General features: G+C 69.8%; 10 protein-coding genes. 5 read left to right on the forward strand and 5 right to left on the reverse strand.

Annotated features, from left to right (window positions below; translation table 11 throughout):
• Positions 1 to 8: 8 nt before the first annotated feature.
• A complete protein-coding gene (locus LAJ19_RS18755; protein ID WP_225524021.1) occupies positions 9 to 785 on the reverse strand; it encodes a GntR family transcriptional regulator in 777 nt (258 codons plus the stop codon).
• A 126-nt stretch (positions 786 to 911) separates the two neighbouring features.
• Here LAJ19_RS18755 and LAJ19_RS18760 point away from each other — a divergent pair, with 126 nt between their 5' ends.
• The 5 genes from LAJ19_RS18760 (at position 912) to LAJ19_RS18780 (ending at position 6845) form a co-directional block, all read left to right on the forward strand.
• The gene (locus LAJ19_RS18760) at positions 912 to 2663 is read left to right on the forward strand and encodes an ABC transporter substrate-binding protein (RefSeq protein WP_225524022.1); all 1752 of its coding nucleotides are present in this window, start codon (positions 912 to 914) and stop codon (positions 2661 to 2663) included.
• Between the two features lie 135 nt (positions 2664 to 2798).
• Positions 2799 to 3770: an ABC transporter permease gene (locus LAJ19_RS18765; RefSeq protein WP_225524023.1), complete on the forward strand. Its 972-nt coding sequence runs from the start codon at positions 2799 to 2801 to the stop codon at positions 3768 to 3770.
• Positions 3767 to 4888, forward strand: a complete 1122-nt coding sequence (locus tag LAJ19_RS18770) for an ABC transporter permease (protein WP_225524024.1) — start codon at positions 3767 to 3769, stop codon at positions 4886 to 4888. Before LAJ19_RS18765 ends, LAJ19_RS18770 begins: the two co-directional genes overlap by 4 nt.
• 48 nt (positions 4889 to 4936) lie before the next feature.
• On the forward strand, positions 4937 to 5854 hold the full coding sequence (locus LAJ19_RS18775; RefSeq protein WP_225524025.1) for a DMT family transporter: 918 nt from the start codon (positions 4937 to 4939) through the stop codon (positions 5852 to 5854).
• Positions 5855 to 5960: 106 nt separating this feature from the next.
• Entirely contained in the window at positions 5961 to 6845 is an 885-nt protein-coding gene (locus LAJ19_RS18780) for an N-acetylglucosamine kinase (RefSeq protein WP_225524026.1), read from the forward strand.
• A gap of 49 nt (positions 6846 to 6894) precedes the next feature.
• On the opposite strand, the gene LAJ19_RS18785 is transcribed toward LAJ19_RS18780, so the two are convergent.
• The 4 genes from LAJ19_RS18785 to LAJ19_RS18800 all read right to left on the reverse strand — a co-directional run bounded on the left by LAJ19_RS18785 (position 6895) and on the right by LAJ19_RS18800 (position 14312).
• Positions 6895 to 9597: an HD domain-containing phosphohydrolase gene (locus LAJ19_RS18785; protein WP_225524027.1), complete on the reverse strand. Its 2703-nt coding sequence runs from the start codon at positions 9595 to 9597 to the stop codon at positions 6895 to 6897.
• 60 nt (positions 9598 to 9657) lie between these two features.
• Positions 9658 to 10629, reverse strand: a complete 972-nt coding sequence (locus LAJ19_RS18790; RefSeq protein ID WP_225524028.1) for a PIG-L deacetylase family protein — start codon at positions 10627 to 10629, stop codon at positions 9658 to 9660.
• Positions 10630 to 11175: 546 nt separating this feature from the next.
• Positions 11176 to 12336 carry an acyl-CoA dehydrogenase family protein gene (locus LAJ19_RS18795; RefSeq protein WP_225524029.1) on the reverse strand — a complete coding sequence of 387 codons (1161 nt, stop codon included), beginning with the start codon at positions 12334 to 12336 and terminating at the stop codon, positions 11176 to 11178.
• Between the two features lie 140 nt (positions 12337 to 12476).
• Positions 12477 to 14312: a glycoside hydrolase family 2 protein gene (locus LAJ19_RS18800; RefSeq protein ID WP_225524030.1), complete on the reverse strand. Its 1836-nt coding sequence runs from the start codon at positions 14310 to 14312 to the stop codon at positions 12477 to 12479.
• Positions 14313 to 14748: the final 436 nt, after the last annotated feature.

Genomic DNA, 14748 nt, shown 5'->3' on the forward strand with positions numbered 1-14748 from the left:
CGGGCGGGTCACGCGCTGCCCTGGAGTTCCATCACGAAGTCGTAGCGGTCCCCGCGGTAGTGGGCGCGGGCGTACTCGATGGGCCGGCCGTCCGCGAGCCAGGAGACGCGGTCGGTGGTGAGCAGCGCGGCGCCGACGGCGACGTTCAGCAGCGGCGCGAAGGTCAGGTCGGCGTTGACGGCGCGCAGATGCCGGATGGCGCGGGCGGGGCTGAGGTGCCGCGCGGCGAGCAGGGCGTAGAGGCTGGCGTCCTGCACGTCCTGGGCGGCCAGCGGGCCGACCAGTGCGGCCGGCAGGGTGGAGTCCTCAATGGCGAGGGGTTCGCCGTCGGCCGTGCGGACCCGGCGCAGGCGGTACACGAGTTCGCTGGGCGAGAGGGCCAGACCCATGGCCTCCTGCGGGGTGGGGTGGGTGCGCTCGAAGTTCAGGACGCGCGCGCCGGGCGACTGGCCGCGGGACCGGACGTCGTCGGAGAAGGAGGACAGCAGGCCCAGACTGCGCGCGGGCAGGTCGCCGGGGCGGGGGGGCGGGGTCACGAAGGTGCCGCTGCCGTGGCGGCGGGTCAGGAGGCCCTGCTGGGCGAGCAGGGCCAGCGCCTGGCGCACGGTGACGCGGGAGACACCCAGGTGCGCGGCGAGGTCACGCTCGGCGGGCAGGGCGCTGCCGGGGCGCAGCTGGCCGCTTTCGATGCGGTGGGTCAGTCCCTGGGCCACCTGCACGTACACGGGCGTGGCGCTCGCGCTGTCAAGCGGAATCACCCAGAGTGAGGAGGCAGTGAACGGCATCCTCCCGAGCGTACCACTCGCGGACCAGTTTGCAAGACGGTTGCAAGTGGGCCGAAAGTGGTACTAGTGTGGGGCGTCGTTCAGTCCTCATCCATTCCGCACCCCAGACCCCCCCGGAGGTCACCTATGTACACCCGCACCCTGACCCTTGTCACCCTCGCCCTGCTCTGCACCGCGCACGCCGCCCCCAAGAAGGTCAGCAGCTACGCCAGCCTGGGCGTCACCGCCGGCAAAAGCGGCGGCACCTACACCCTGCCCCTGGGCGACAGTCCCCAGAGCCTGTTCTACTACGGCGCGATCGACAACAACCTCGGCCTGATCTCCCAGCAGATGTTCGACGGCCTGGTCGAGTTCAACCTCGCCACGTACAAGATCGAGCCTGCCCTGGCCGAAAGCTGGACCATCAGCAGCGACGGCCGGGTGTACACCTTCAAGCTGCGCCAGGGCGTGAAGTGGAGTGACGGCCAGGCGTTCAACGCCGACGACGTGATCTTCACGTACAGGAACATGATCATGAACCCCGAAGCGCGCGCCGGGGACGCCGGGAACTTCAAACTCGGCGGTCAGGACGTCACCATCAGCAAGGTCGACCCCATGACCGTGCGCTTCATCCTGCCGCGCCCCGCCCCCGCCTTCCTGCTGCAGCAGCGGTACTTCATCATGCCGCAGCACAAACTCGCCAGGTACGGCCAGGACAGCGGCGCCAAGGCCAGCGACATCAACACCGCGTGGCCCACCAACGTCAATGAAGCGGAAGTTGTGGGCACCGGCCCGTTCAAGCTGAGCAACTACACCTCCGGGCAGAAGGTCACGCTGGTCCGCAACCCCAACTACTGGAAGGTGGACGCCGCCGGCAAGCAGCTGCCGTACCTCGACCGCCTGGAATTCCTGGTGATCCGCGACCCGCAGGCGCAGGTGGCCCAGTTCCTGGCCGGCAACCTCGACCAACTGAACATCAGCGGCGCGCAGTTCCCGGACCTGAAGCAGAAGGAAGTGGCCGGCGCGCCCTTCAAGGTCATGCGCTCCACCGCCCTGTTCGGCAGCCCCCCCTTCGTGGCGTACAACTTCGACGCGAAGAACGCCGCCCTCGCCAAGGTGTTCAGTGACGTGCGCTTCCGCCGCGCGATGCAGAGCGCCATCAACCGCGAGCGCATCATCGACTCGGTGTACAACGGCCTGGCCAGCCTGCCCGGGCACGGCGTGGCCCCCGCGAACAAGACCTTCTACGCCAACACCACGCGCCAGCTGGGCGGCTTCAGCCTCAGCGACGCGAACGACGCCCTGGACGCCCTGGGCCTGAAGAAACGCAACGCCGCGGGCACCCGCCTGCTTCCGAACGGCCAGCCGCTGGAACTGGACCTGACGTACGGCACCGACAGCGCCGTGTACCCCCCCATCGCCACGATTATCCAGAGTGACTTCGCGAAGGTGGGCGTCAAGGTGAACCTGCGCGGCATCCTCAGCAGCCGCCTGCTGTCCACCGGACAGAGCGGCGACTGGGAAATGATCCTGCACGCCTTCGGCGACCAGCCCGACCCGGAACTGCGCCGCCCGATCTGGCAGCCGGGCGGCAGCCTGTACTACTGGCACCGCACGCTGCAGCCGGCCAAGGACGGCGACCCGGCCAACACCGCCCGCATGGCCGGCTGGGAAAAGGAAATCTACGAGATTTTCAACAAGGCCGCCGTGGAACCCAGCGCCAGCGCCCGCAAAGCCCTGTACACCCGCTGGCAGCTGCTGTTCGCGCAGAACCTGCCGGTCACCCCGATCGCCAAACCTGAGAACCTCGGCGCGATCAGCAACAAGTACGGCAACTACGTGTACAACCTCGGCGTGATTCCCGGGTACAACCCCGTCCCGCTGATCTTCCAGAAGTAAACCAGCCGCGGGGTGGGAAGTGGTGGGGGCCGCGCGCCTTGTGCACCGCTTCCCACCCTCGCCTCTCCCCGCAGGAGTGCCCGCCTTGACCCGATCCGCCCCCACCTCACTCCGCCCGCCCGGCCCGGGAGCCGCATGCTGACGTACACCCTCCGCCGCGTCCTGGGCATGATTCCCACTCTGCTGCTGATCAGCGTGGTGTGCTTCGCCGTGATTCAGCTGCAACCCGGGTCCTTTATCGACCAGTACCTGGAGGATCCGCGGGTCACGAAGGACACGGTGGCCAGCATCACCCGGCAGCTGGGCCTGGATCAGCCCCTGTGGGCGCAGTACCTCACCTGGATCAAAGGCATCGTCACGCACGGTGAGTTCGGCTACTCGTTCGTGAACGGCCGCCCGGTGAGCAGCCTCATCTGGGAACGCCTGGGCTGGACGGTGTTCCTCGCCGTGCTGACCCTGCTGGTGTCGTGGCTGATTGCCGTGCCGCTGGGCATCTACACTGCCATCCACCGCCACGGAAAGCGCAGCGCCGCCCTGAACTTTTTCGGGTACGTCAGCCTTGCCACGCCGGACTTTCTGGTGGCGCTGCTGCTGATCGCCCTGGTGCTCAAGACCGGCGGCACGAACGTGGGCGGGCTGTTCAGCCCGCAGTTCATCGACGCGCCGTGGAGCGGCGCCAAAGTCATGGACCTGCTCGCCCACCTGTGGATTCCCATGATCGCCATTGGCCTGGAGGGCGTCGCGGGCCTGATGCGCCAGATGCGGGCCTCCATGCTGGACGTAATCAACCAGGACTACATCCGCACGGCGCGCGCCAAGGGGCTGGCTGGACGGCGGGTGCTGTGGGGACACGCGGTGCGCAACGCCATCAACCCGCTGATCAGCCTGGCGGGCCTGAGCCTGCCCAGCCTGATCAGCGGCACGATCATCGCCAGCATCGTCCTGAACCTGCCCACCATCGGGCCGTTCCTGTACGACAGCCTGCTGAACAAGGACCAGTACGTCGCCATGACCCTGCTGCTGTTCAGCGCCCTGCTGCTGCTGATCGGCAACCTGCTGTCCGACCTGGCCCTCGCGTGGGCGGACCCGCGCGTGAGGTTCGAATGACCGCCGCTGCCGCCCCCGACCTGCCCACCCAGGAAACGCGGCGCACGCCGCTGCAGCTCGCGCTGCGCCGCTTCCGCCGCAACCGCGTGGGCGTCCTGAGCGCCTGGGTGCTGGCCGCCCTGTACCTGACCGCGCTGCTCTCCCCTTTCCTCGCTCCCTACGGCATCACCGCGCAGCATGAGGCGTACCCGTACCAACGGCCGCAGGCCGTGCACGTGCTGCACGAAGGGCGCCTGATGCGGCCGTTCGTGTACGGCGTGAAGAAAACCCGCGATCCCGTGACGTTCCTGAGCACCTTCGCCGAGGACCGGACCCGGCCGCTGCCCATCCTGCTTTTCCTGCGCGGTGACGATCCCACCGACGCGGGGTACCGCGTGTTCGGGCTGTGGCGCAGCCAGTGGCACCTGTTCGGCGTCAAAGGCGGCTTCTACTTTCCGCTGGGCACCGACAAGTTCGGGCGCGACCTGCTCTCCCGCATGCTGGTGGGCTCCCAGGTGAGCCTCACCGTGGGGGTCATCGGCATTCTGATTTCCTTCTCGATCGGGATCGTGCTGGGCGGCGTCAGCGGTTACTTCGGCGGGTGGGTGGACAACCTGATTCAGCGCCTGGTGGAGGTCCTGCTGTCCTTCCCGCGGTTGCCCATCCTGCTGGCGCTCTCCACCATCATCCCGGCGAAGTGGCCGTCCACGTGGGTGTACCTGGGCATCGTGGCGGTTCTGGCCCTGATCGGCTGGGCGGGTCTGGCGCGCGTGGTGCGCGGACAGGTGATCAGCGCCCGCACCGTGGATTACGTGCAGGCCGCCCGCGCCATCGGCAGCAGTGACCTGCGCGTGATCCTGCGTCACATCATGCCGAACCTCAGTTCTTTCCTGATCGTGACCGCCACCCTCGCCCTGCCGGGGTACATCCTGGGTGAAAGCGCCCTGAGCTTCCTGGGGTTGGGCATCAAGGAACCCATGACCAGCTGGGGCCTGCTGCTCAAGGACGCGCAGAATTTCGAAACCCTGAACCTGTACCCGTGGCTGCTGCTGCCCGGCGTGCTGATCGTGCTGTCCGTCCTGGCCTTCAACTTCATGGGGGACGCCCTGCGTGACGCCGCCGACACGCAGAGCCGCTAGGCGGCCGGCGGCCGCGCAGCCACCCCTCCCGGGCGCTAGCGTGAGCCCATGACCGGAACGCCGCGCGCCACCCCCACTGCCCCCGCGGCCCACCCCCGCCCCCCACGCCTGCTGCGGGGGGCGCTGCTGTACGCCGGGGCGCTCGCGCTGTTCGCGTGCCTGGACGCCACCGTCAAGCACCTCACGCAGAACTACCCGGTGCCTGCCGTGGCCTCGGCGCGCTACGCCTCGCAGTTCCTGCTGATGAGCGCCCTGCTGCTGCCCCGGCACGGCGCGGGCCTGCTGCGCACCCGGCGGCCCGCGCTGGTCACCCTGCGCTCCGCCGCACTCGTGGTATTGACCCTGATGATGAACAGCGCCCTGCAGCGCCTCCCGCTGGCTGAAGCGACCGCCATCTCCTTTGCCGCGCCGCTGCTGATCGTGCTGCTTGCCGGGCCCATCCTGGGCGAGCGCCTGACTGCCGCGCGCGCCGCCGGCGTCGCGGCCGGGTTCGTGGGCGTGCTGCTGATCGCGCAGCCCGGCGGGCACCTCGACCCGCTCGGCGTGACGTTCGCACTGCTGGCCGCCGCCGCGAACGCCGGGTACGGCCTGCTCTCCCGCGCGCTGGGCTCTACAGAACGGCCCCTGAACATGCTGTACTCCTCCGCGCTGGTGGGCACCGTGGCCTTCAGCGCGCTGCTGCCGTGGTTCTGGCATGGTCCCCCCGTCACCGCCGGGCAGGGGGCGCTGCTGTTCAGTCTCGGCCTGACCGGTGGCGCCGGGCACCTGCTGTTCACCCTGGCGTACCGGGAGGCGCCCGCGTCGTTCCTGGCGCCGCTCACGTACCTGCAGCTGGTGTGGGCGGCCCTGCTGGGCGCCGGGCTGTTCGGGCACGTGCCCTCTCCCACTGCACTTGGCGGCATGCTGCTCGTCTCGGTGGCCGGCGTGAGTGTCGCCCTTCATGACGCCGCCCGCGCCCGGCGCTGAACGCCCGCCGCGTGGCCGGGCCGGGCGCTGCCAGCGGCAGGCCGCGCATGCGGGGCGCCCGCAGGTGGCACAATGCGCGGGTGAAGCTCAGCACACCGAGAACGCCTTGACCCCTCTTCCCTTCAGTCTGGGGCTCGATGCGGGCGGCAGCAGCACCCGGTGGAGCCTGCGCCGCGGCGGCAGCACCGTCGCGTCCGGCTCTGGACCGCCGCTGACGACCGCGCTGCTGGGCACACCCGCCGGACAGGACAGCCTGCAGGCGCTGCGCGCCGCGCTTCCCGCCACGCCGGAGGTGGCGCACGCGGGCCTGCCGGGCCTCAGCGCTGACCACCCGGATACCGACCGGGTCCGCGAGGCGCTCGCCGCCGCGCTCGGCCTGAACCCGGCGCGCCTGAGCGTCGAAAGTGACCTGGACCTGGCGTACCGCGCGCACCTGGCGCCCGGCAGCGGCGTGCTGCTGTACGCCGGAACGGGCAGCGTCGCGTACCACGTCACGCGCGGCGGCGAGGTCATCCGCGCGGGGGGACGCGGGTACCGTATCGGTGACGACGGCGCCGGATTCAGCCTGGGCCGCGGCGCCCTACGCGCGCTGACCCACGACCTGGACCACGGCCGGCACCCCGAAGGGCCGCTGGCGCAGGAGGTCGCTGCCGTGACGGGCGGCCTGGACTGGAACACCCTGCGCGCCTTTGCGTACAGCACGCCCGGCGCGGCGGGCCTGGCGACCCTCGCTCCGGCAGTGGGGCGCGCCGCAGACCAGGGCGACGTGCGCGCGCAGACGCTGCTTCAGGAGGCCGCCCAGGCGCTCGCCGCCCTGGCACGGGCCGTGCAGGAACGCGCCGGAACGCTGCCCGTCACGGCCACCGGCGGCACCCTGCGGGTCAGTCCGCTGCTCGTGGCGGCGCTAGGGCGCGCGCTGCCCGGCGTGAACGTGCAGCACCGCGATCACGCGGAGGCGGCAGCCCGGTACGCGGAATCCCACGGGTCCTGAGGGGCGCGTTCAGAACGCCGGAGTTCAGCGGAACAGGCCCCGTTCAGGCTTAGGCGTCCATACTCGGGGCCGCGGCCTCACCGTCACGCATCAGGGTCAGGAACACGCCGGTCAGCTCCGGATCGAACTGCTGTCCGGCCTGATCCGCCAGAAACGCCAGCGCCTGCTCCGCAGACCACGCGGGCCGGTACGGCCGGTCAGTCGTCAGGGCGTCGAACACGTCGCACAGGGCGAACAGCCGGGCCAGCCGCGGAATGCGGCGCCCCGCGAGCCGGTCGGGGTAGCCCGCGCCGTCCCAGCGTTCGTGGTGATGCCGGACCACGTCCAGCGTGGCGCGCCCCACGCCGGGAATGTGCCGGGCGAGCGCCTCGCCGGCCGGGGCGTGCTGCTCAACCACGCGGCGTTCTTCCGGCGTAAGCGGGCCGGGTTTGCGCAGCAGATCGTCCGGGACCTGCACCTTCCCGATGTCATGCAGGTACGCGACGTCACGCAGCGCGGAGCGGTCCGGGTCGCTGAGAGACAGGGCGTCCGCCATGCGCTGGGCGAGCTGCGTGACGCGCGCCGTGTGCCCGTGCGTTTCCATGTCCCTCGCTTCCAGCGTGAGGCCCAGGGCCAGCAGCGTTCCCTCACGGGCCTCTTCCAGGGCGCGCAGCTGCTCGGCGCGGTCCAGCGCGGTCAGGAAGTGCGCGGCGAGCGTGCGGACCAGGTGCGTGTCCCACTCCTGAAAGGGCGTGTCCCGCGTGAGGACCAGCACGCCCAGCAGGTTGTGCTCACGCTGCAGCGGCGCAGCCAGCAGCGCCCCACCCTGAAGAAATGAGGGCCGGTGAATGCGCGTGGCCGTGCGGACATCCGCCACCCGCAGGATGTCCCCCGTGCGGACGGCCTCCCACGCCAGGCCCTGCCCGCGCTGCAGGGTCACCTGTCCCTGCCCAGGCGACACGCCGCTGGTCGTGGTGGACGTCAGGACGTCAGGTCCGGACTCGTACGCGAGAAACACAATCTCGCGCGCGCCCAGCAGTTCGTGCGTCATGGTCATGACGACGTTCAGCACCTCGTCCTTACGCCGCGTGTCCCGCAGCGCCTCGGTGACGCGCGCCAGCGCTTCGAGTTCCCGCACGTGCCGCGCGGCCCGCTCGCGGCGCAGACGCGTGAACAGCACCGCTCCGAGCTGCCCGGCCGCTTCGCGGGCGACGCCGGGCGACCCATCAGGAAACCCGTCGGCGCCGCTGAGCCGGTCCAGGTTCAGGAAGGCGCTGACCTGCCCGTCCACAACGACCGGGACGCCCAGCGTGGCGCTGATGGCTTCGACCGGCTTCATCAGGCTCTCGTGTTCCCGGCCGGTCAGATGCGTTTCGAGGGTGGTGGCCACGGCCGCGGCGGCCATGACCTCCGGGCCGCGAAGGATGCGGGGGTGACCCGCCTGCCACGCCGGAACCGGCCAGGCGTACCAGCGCTGCATGCTTGCCGGAGAGCGGCGCACGTCCAGCAGCGTGTCCGCGAAGCCGTGCTGCGCGCACACCACGAAGTCCCCGCCGGCGTCCACCATGTACAGTGAACCCGCCTCGGCACCTGGAACGCCCCCCACCACGGCGCGCAGCACCTCATTCCACTGCTGCCGGGTCGGATCGCGGTCCCCGTTGATCAGAGCCAGGGCGCTGCGCGCCGTGAACTCGCCCTGGTCGTCCGGTGCATGCGGGTGAGGCTGACGGCCGGCGAGCATCAGCCGGTCGCGGCCCGCCTGCTTGGCGCGGTACAGCGCCGCGTCGGCGCGCGCCACGGTGCGCGACGGCACCTCCTGTTCGTCGTGCACCGCCAGCCCCCCGGACAACGTGACCGGCTGGCCCTGCACCTGCACCTCCCGCACCTGCTCCAGGCTGCGCCGCACAACCGCGGCCCCCTGTTCGAGGTCCAGGCAGCGCAGCAGCAGCGCGAACTCCTCGCCGCCCACACGGTACACGTGATCGTCGCCACGGACGCCGCGCGTGAGGGCCGCGGCCACCTCGCGCAGCACGCGGTCTCCTTCCGCGTGACCCAGGGTATCGTTCACCTCCTTGAACAGGTCGATGTCCAGCAGAGCCACCAGGTCACCCCGCCCGAGCGCGTGCAGGTCCTGGTCGAACTGCCGGCGGTTGCGCAGCCCGGTGAGTGGATCGGAGTACGCCTCCCGCCGCAGGGCGGTGGTGGAACGCAGCAGCCGCACGCGGGAGGTCAGGACCAGCATCATCGTCCAGTACGACACGAGCAGGAACAGCAGTGCGGCCGGCACGGCGCTCAGCGCTCCGCGGCCCACGGGCAGCAGGTCAAGCAGCCCGGCGCTCAGGCTCAGGGGCGCCGCCCACCACCGCCACCACGCGGGCGCCACAACACCCAGCTGGCCCTGAGGCGGCCCCAGCAGCAGGCGCGTCGCCACGCTGCCGGCCAGGACGCCGGAGGTGGCCAGAAGCGCCGGGAGTCCAGCCGGCAGCACTAGTCCCAGACCCGGCAGGGCCGCCAGCGTCCCCCACAGCGGCCCGTAGAAAAGAGCGATGAGCGCCACCGGCACCAGCCGCAACGTGAACTCCGCGCTGCCCAGCGCCACCGGGTACAGCGCCAGCAGCAGGCCGGCAACGGCGGCGCCCAGCGTGCGCACCACGATGTCCGTCCGGGCGTGGCGCAGCGGCCACGACCGGTACTCCAGGCTGAGCACGAACGCGCACAGCGTCAGCAGGCCGAGGCTGCCGAGCATGGCGCGCAGCTCAGTCAGCAGTGTCACAGGCCCAACCGGACGGAACAGTCATACGCGCAGTGTACGCACCTCCCGCCCGCGCGCCCTTCATGGGGTGGTGGGCCTCCCCACCGGCAGAGGCTCGGGGCTCAGGAGTTCGTTGCTCCGCACGAACGCCCGCATGAAGCGCCCCAGGACATCCACCTGCGAGCGGTAGGTGTTGATGGCGCGCAGCTTCACCCGGCGGTCCTCCAGGCTCAGCGGCACCCGTTGCCACGGCAGGCGAGAAGCCCGCGGCGGCAGCGCCAGCGGCAGCGCCGCGTGCAGACCCTTGGGCAGGGGCCACTCCAGGCCCCCGTGCACCACCCAGTACCGCAGGCGACGCTCCTCGCCCCGCCCGGCCATCAGGCGCAGCGCGATGACACTCAGGGTGTGGTGGTCGGCATGAAAGTCCTGCGGAGCGGGCGCCAGCACCACGTCAGGCTGAACGCGCTGCACGATGCGCCGCAGGTCGCGTTCCAGCGCCTCCCCTGTGAACGGCGCGCCGGGGGACTGCGCGCCGGTCAGGTACACACGGCTCATGCCGGTGCGCGGCGAAGTGTAGGGGGACGTGAAATTCACCGTAAACAGCCGGAACAGCCCCCCATCCGGGTACCCAAGGAAGGTCAGGTGGCTGGCCGGCACGCCCAGCACCTGCGCGGCCCGCCGCGCCTCCCCCGCCCGAAGTTCACCCAGCGCCCGCAGCGCACCGCCGCGGGGCCGCAGGGTACGCCCCGTGAGGGCCGCGTCGAACTCGAAGCCGTCGCCCGCGGTCACCCACACCACGAACACCTCGGCGCCGGCGGAGCGGGCCTGAAGGATGGTGCCCGCGCAGCACAAGGTCTCGTCGTCCGGATGGGGGGTCAGCAGCAACACCCGCTGCCCCGGACGGAACGGCGGGCTGGCCGGCAGGGTGGCCACGGCGCGCGTCACGCGGCCCGTCACGCCCGGCAGTGGCAGGTTGATCCACGCGGCGACGCCCAGCAGCACCAGCAGCGTGGCCGGCAGGGTCCAGCGGGGCAGGAGTCGGCGAGCGGTCACGGCTGTTCATTGTGCCGCGTTCAGACCTGAAACGCGCAGGCCCGCACCGGGGCGTGACTCGAGGCGGTCACCGGGTCAGGGCAGGGCTCCGGCCAGAACCACCTGGGGCTCACGCTGGCCGGGGTCCAAACCCACGCTGTTGTCCCGCATTCAGCTCATGGCGGCTCAGCCCGAGCGGACTTCACTGGACGCAGGAGTGCACCTGAGAAGGCGGCCCAGCGACCAACCGACCGTGCGTTCGTCCTGGTCCAGACTGAGATTCACCCCGGCGTGCCTCACAAGTCTACCGGGGGGCAGCGCGCAGCGAGGCCGGCGTGAGGCGCGCCGGGTTCAGCCGCTCGTTGATCGGGGGGTCCTGGCTGCGGCGCTGCCTGTCCGGCAAGCACCCCCAGGACCACCTGACGGTGCCGCGGCTGGGCGCGTGGGTCGTGGGAAGAGGCGCGTTGTTCACCCGCAGACGGACCGCGGGACTCCATGGGTGGGCAGGAACGCGCGCCGTGCGTTCGCTGGCAAGCCCGGCCCTTTGCCACGCGCCGCCCGCGCGGGTTATTCCAGGGCACCCTGGCCGGTCAGGTGACGTCCCACGATCAGGGTGTGAATGTCGTGCGTCCCTTCGTACGTGTCGACCGTCTCGAGGTTCAGCATGTGGCGAATAACGGGGTACTCGGTCGTGATGCCGTTCCCGCCGTGCAGTTCGCGGGCGAGGCGGGCGCCCTGCAGGGCCACGCGGACGTTGTTGCGCTTGGCGTAGCTCACCTGGGCGTAGTTCATGGTGCCGGCGTCCTTCAGGGTGCCCAGACGCCACGCCATCAGCAGGCCCAGGCTGTGGTCGGTCGCCATGCGGGCGAGTTTGTCCTGCACCAGTTGCCGCGCCGCGAGCGGCCGCCCGAAGGTGCTGCGTGACCCGGTGTAGTCCAGGCTGGCCTGCAGGACGGCTTCCAGAGCGCCCATGGCGCCCCAGGCAATGCCGAAGCGGGCAGAGGTGAGGCACGACAGGGGGCTTTTCAGGCCGCCGCTGCCCGGCAGCAGGTTCCCGGCGGGAATGCGGCAGTCCTGCAGGACGATTTCTCCCGTGACGCTGGCGCGCAGGCTCATCTTCCGGGTGATTTTCGGGGCGCTGAAGCCGGGCGTGTCGGTCGGGACGATGAAGCCGCGCACCAGCCCCGCGTCGTCCTTGGCCCAGACCACGGCCACGTCCGCTTCGGGACTGTTCGTGATCCACATCTTGCTGCCGTTCAGCACGTACTGGTCCCCGTCCAGGCGGGCGCGGGTGCGCATGGCGCCGGGGTCGCTGCCGCCGTCGGGTTCGGTCAGGCCGAAGCAGCCGATCAGTTCGCCGCTCGCGAGCCCGGGCAGCCAGCGCCGCCGCTGCTCCTCGCTTCCGAACGTGAGGATCGGGTACATCACGAGGCTGCCCTGCACGCTCGCGGCGCTGCGCAGGCCGCTGTCGGCGCGTTCGAGTTCGTACATCATCGCGCCGTACGCGCTGTACGTGACGCCCGCACCGCCGTACTCTTCGGGTGTGGTGGGGCCCAGCAGGCCCATCGCGCCGAACCGGCGCATGACGTCCCGGACGGGCAGGTCCCCGGTGTCCCACCAGTCGGCCACGTGGGGGAGAAGTTCGGCGTCGCAGAAGGCACGGACGCTTTCGCGCACAAGGCGCTCTTCAGGCTCAAGCAGGTCATGCACCGCGAACTCGTCGAACATACTCTCTGATATCACGCGCGGGGCCCGCAGAACGGTGGCGCGCCCTGCGGCGCGGGTCAGGGCGTGCTCCGTTGCCCCGCCGCGCACCCGGAATGTCGGAAGCCGGCGTCGTGTCAGGACGCCGGCTTCCGGTGGGGTGGTTAGTGGCCCATTGTCTCCATCAGCTGCTTGGCCTGCCATTCCGGGGTGTACCCGAACGGGTCGGGGATGACGCTGATGTCAATGGTGCGCGGGTCGCGGGGTCCGGCGGTGGCACGCAGCAGGCGGTCAGGGTTGCCCTTGAAGCGCCGGTGCTCGTCCAGCAGGCCGTTTTTCTCCTGGAACGTGTCGGTCAGCTGCGTGTAGCAGAAGCCTGCGAGGGCCTGGCAGTCATGCGTGGCTTCCAGCAGAGACTCGTAGTGCGCGAGGAAGGCTTCGTCGTCGCGGGCGTGACTGTAGCCCCAGCCGGGCTGCGTGTCGGTGATGAAGGCGATGCCGCCGAATTCGGTGATCATCACCGGCAGGTCACGGTCGGCCAGGGTGGGGTCGAGCAGCAGGTTGCGGCCGCCGGGGCGGGCGTGCAGCAGGGTGTCGCGGACACGTTCGCGGGTGCTGTAGCGGGCGCGCAGGACGTCCGCGGCGGGCGTGTAGTCGTGAATGGTGAGCACGTCGGTCGCGTCGTTCTCCCAGCCGTCGTTGCCAATGACGGGCCGCGTGGTGTCCAGCGCGCGGGTCAGTTCGTACAGGGCGCGGACGAGGGCGCGGGACCGGGACCGGCGCGTCAGGTCCGGCACGCCCCACGATTCGTTGAAGGGCACCCACGCCACCACGCTGGGGTGGCCGCGGTCGCGCATGACGGCTTCCATCCATTCGGCCGTGACGGTCTGGATGCTGCGGTCGCTGAGGCGGTAGGCGCTTGGCATTTCCGCCCAGACCAGCAGGCCGAGCCGGTCGGCCCAGTACAGGTAGCGGGGATCTTCGAGTTTCTGGTGTTTGCGCACGCCATTGAAGCCCAGGCGCTTGGTGAGTTCCACGTCGGCGCGGAACTGCTCGCTGGTGGCCGTCATGAGCGACTCCGGCCAGTACCCCTGGTCGAGCACGAAGCGCAGCTGGTACGGGGAGCCGTTGAGCAGGAACCGGCCCTGCTCGATGGTGACGGAGCGCAGCGCGGTGTACCCGAGGACGCGGTCGATCACCTCGGTCCCGTCGAGAATCTCAACGGTCGTGTCGATCAGCTGCGGGTGTTCGGGGCTCCACAGCAGCTGGTTGCGGTGGCTGTCAATGCCGCCGTCGAGCAGAGGAATGACGCGGTGCAGTTCGTTGCTGGAGAGGGTGTACACGTCGTCGGCGAGGGTCTCGCCGGGCACAGTGAGGACGACACGGGCCTTCAGGCCAGAACGAAAGTTGTCGACGTTCACGCGGACGTGCACGCCCCAGGTGTCCAGATCAGGCTGGAATTCCACGCGCTGGACCGACGTGACAGGGACGCGTTCCATCCAGACGGTCTGCCAGATGCCAGTGGTGCGGGGGTACCAGATGCCGTGCGGTTCGGGCAGCCAGTCCTGCTTGCCGCGCGGCTGGTCCAGGGCGAGGGGGTCGTCCTCGGCGCGCACGACGATCTCAAAGGACCCGCTGGCGTAGTCGGTGACGTCCACGGTGAAGGGGGTGTGTCCTCCGCGGTGCTCGGCGGCTTTCTGCCCGTTGATCCAGACGGTGGCGTGGTAGTCCACGGCGCCGAAGTGAAGCAGGGTGCGGCCGCTGGTCCATTCGTCGGAGCACTGTACGGTGCGGCGGTACCACACGGCGCGGCCGTGAGCGGGGGTGTGCAGACCGCTGGCGAGACTTTCCGGCGGGTAGGGCACTTCAATCTGCTGGTCGAAGTCGACGGTGGCGGGATGCTGGTGGGTGGCGCTGGTGTCGAAGCTGAAAGCCCAGGGGCCGTCGAGGGTCGACCAGAGGGGGCGTTGCATCAGGGGGCGGGGGTGAACGTTACGCATGCGTCTCCTTGGCCTGAGTGCGGGTTCACCCAGGTGAAGCTTTCCTAAAACATAGGAGCCACCCTGATAAGTGTCAATGAAATTCACTACAAAATCAGAGCAAGAGCCTCAGAGCTGGCGCCCAGAAACAGGCGCCATCACGACTTTTGTCAGAGTTCCGTCAGAATTTACAGGTCCTCGTCAATTCCGATTTATCACAAGTAAACTTGCGACAATGAATCAAGTCAAAACAACGTTTCTGGATAAATTGTCGTGGTGGACGACTGCGACCTCGGACGAATCCTGCTGTGGAACCAACGCCAGACTTGACCAATGATGTGCTTGAAATGAGAAATAACAGTAAACCGGGTACTCGGGCGCCTGGCTCCCCGGCAGCAGCAGTCAGATCCCTGCCAGAAGGCAGTCCCTTCAGTGGCATCGTCCGGCGTGCCCCAGC

Source organism: Deinococcus taeanensis, from assembly GCF_020229735.1.
In the GTDB taxonomy this organism is placed as follows: Bacteria; Deinococcota; Deinococci; order Deinococcales; family Deinococcaceae; genus Deinococcus; species Deinococcus taeanensis.

Coding starts and splice junctions, on each gene's coding strand:
- LAJ19_RS18760 (WP_225524022.1), top strand. CDS start 912: ATGTACACCCGCACCCTGACCCTTGTCACCCTCGCCCTGCTCTGCACC.
- LAJ19_RS18770 (WP_225524024.1), top strand. CDS start 3,767: ATGACCGCCGCTGCCGCCCCCGACCTGCCCACCCAGGAAACGCGGCGC.
- LAJ19_RS18765 (WP_225524023.1), top strand. CDS start 2,799: ATGCTGACGTACACCCTCCGCCGCGTCCTGGGCATGATTCCCACTCTG.
- LAJ19_RS18775 (WP_225524025.1), top strand. CDS start 4,937: ATGACCGGAACGCCGCGCGCCACCCCCACTGCCCCCGCGGCCCACCCC.
- LAJ19_RS18795 (WP_225524029.1), bottom strand. CDS start 12,336: ATGTTCGACGAGTTCGCGGTGCATGACCTGCTTGAGCCTGAAGAGCGC.
- LAJ19_RS18755 (WP_225524021.1), bottom strand. CDS start 785: ATGCCGTTCACTGCCTCCTCACTCTGGGTGATTCCGCTTGACAGCGCG.
- LAJ19_RS18800 (WP_225524030.1), bottom strand. CDS start 14,312: ATGCGTAACGTTCACCCCCGCCCCCTGATGCAACGCCCCCTCTGGTCG.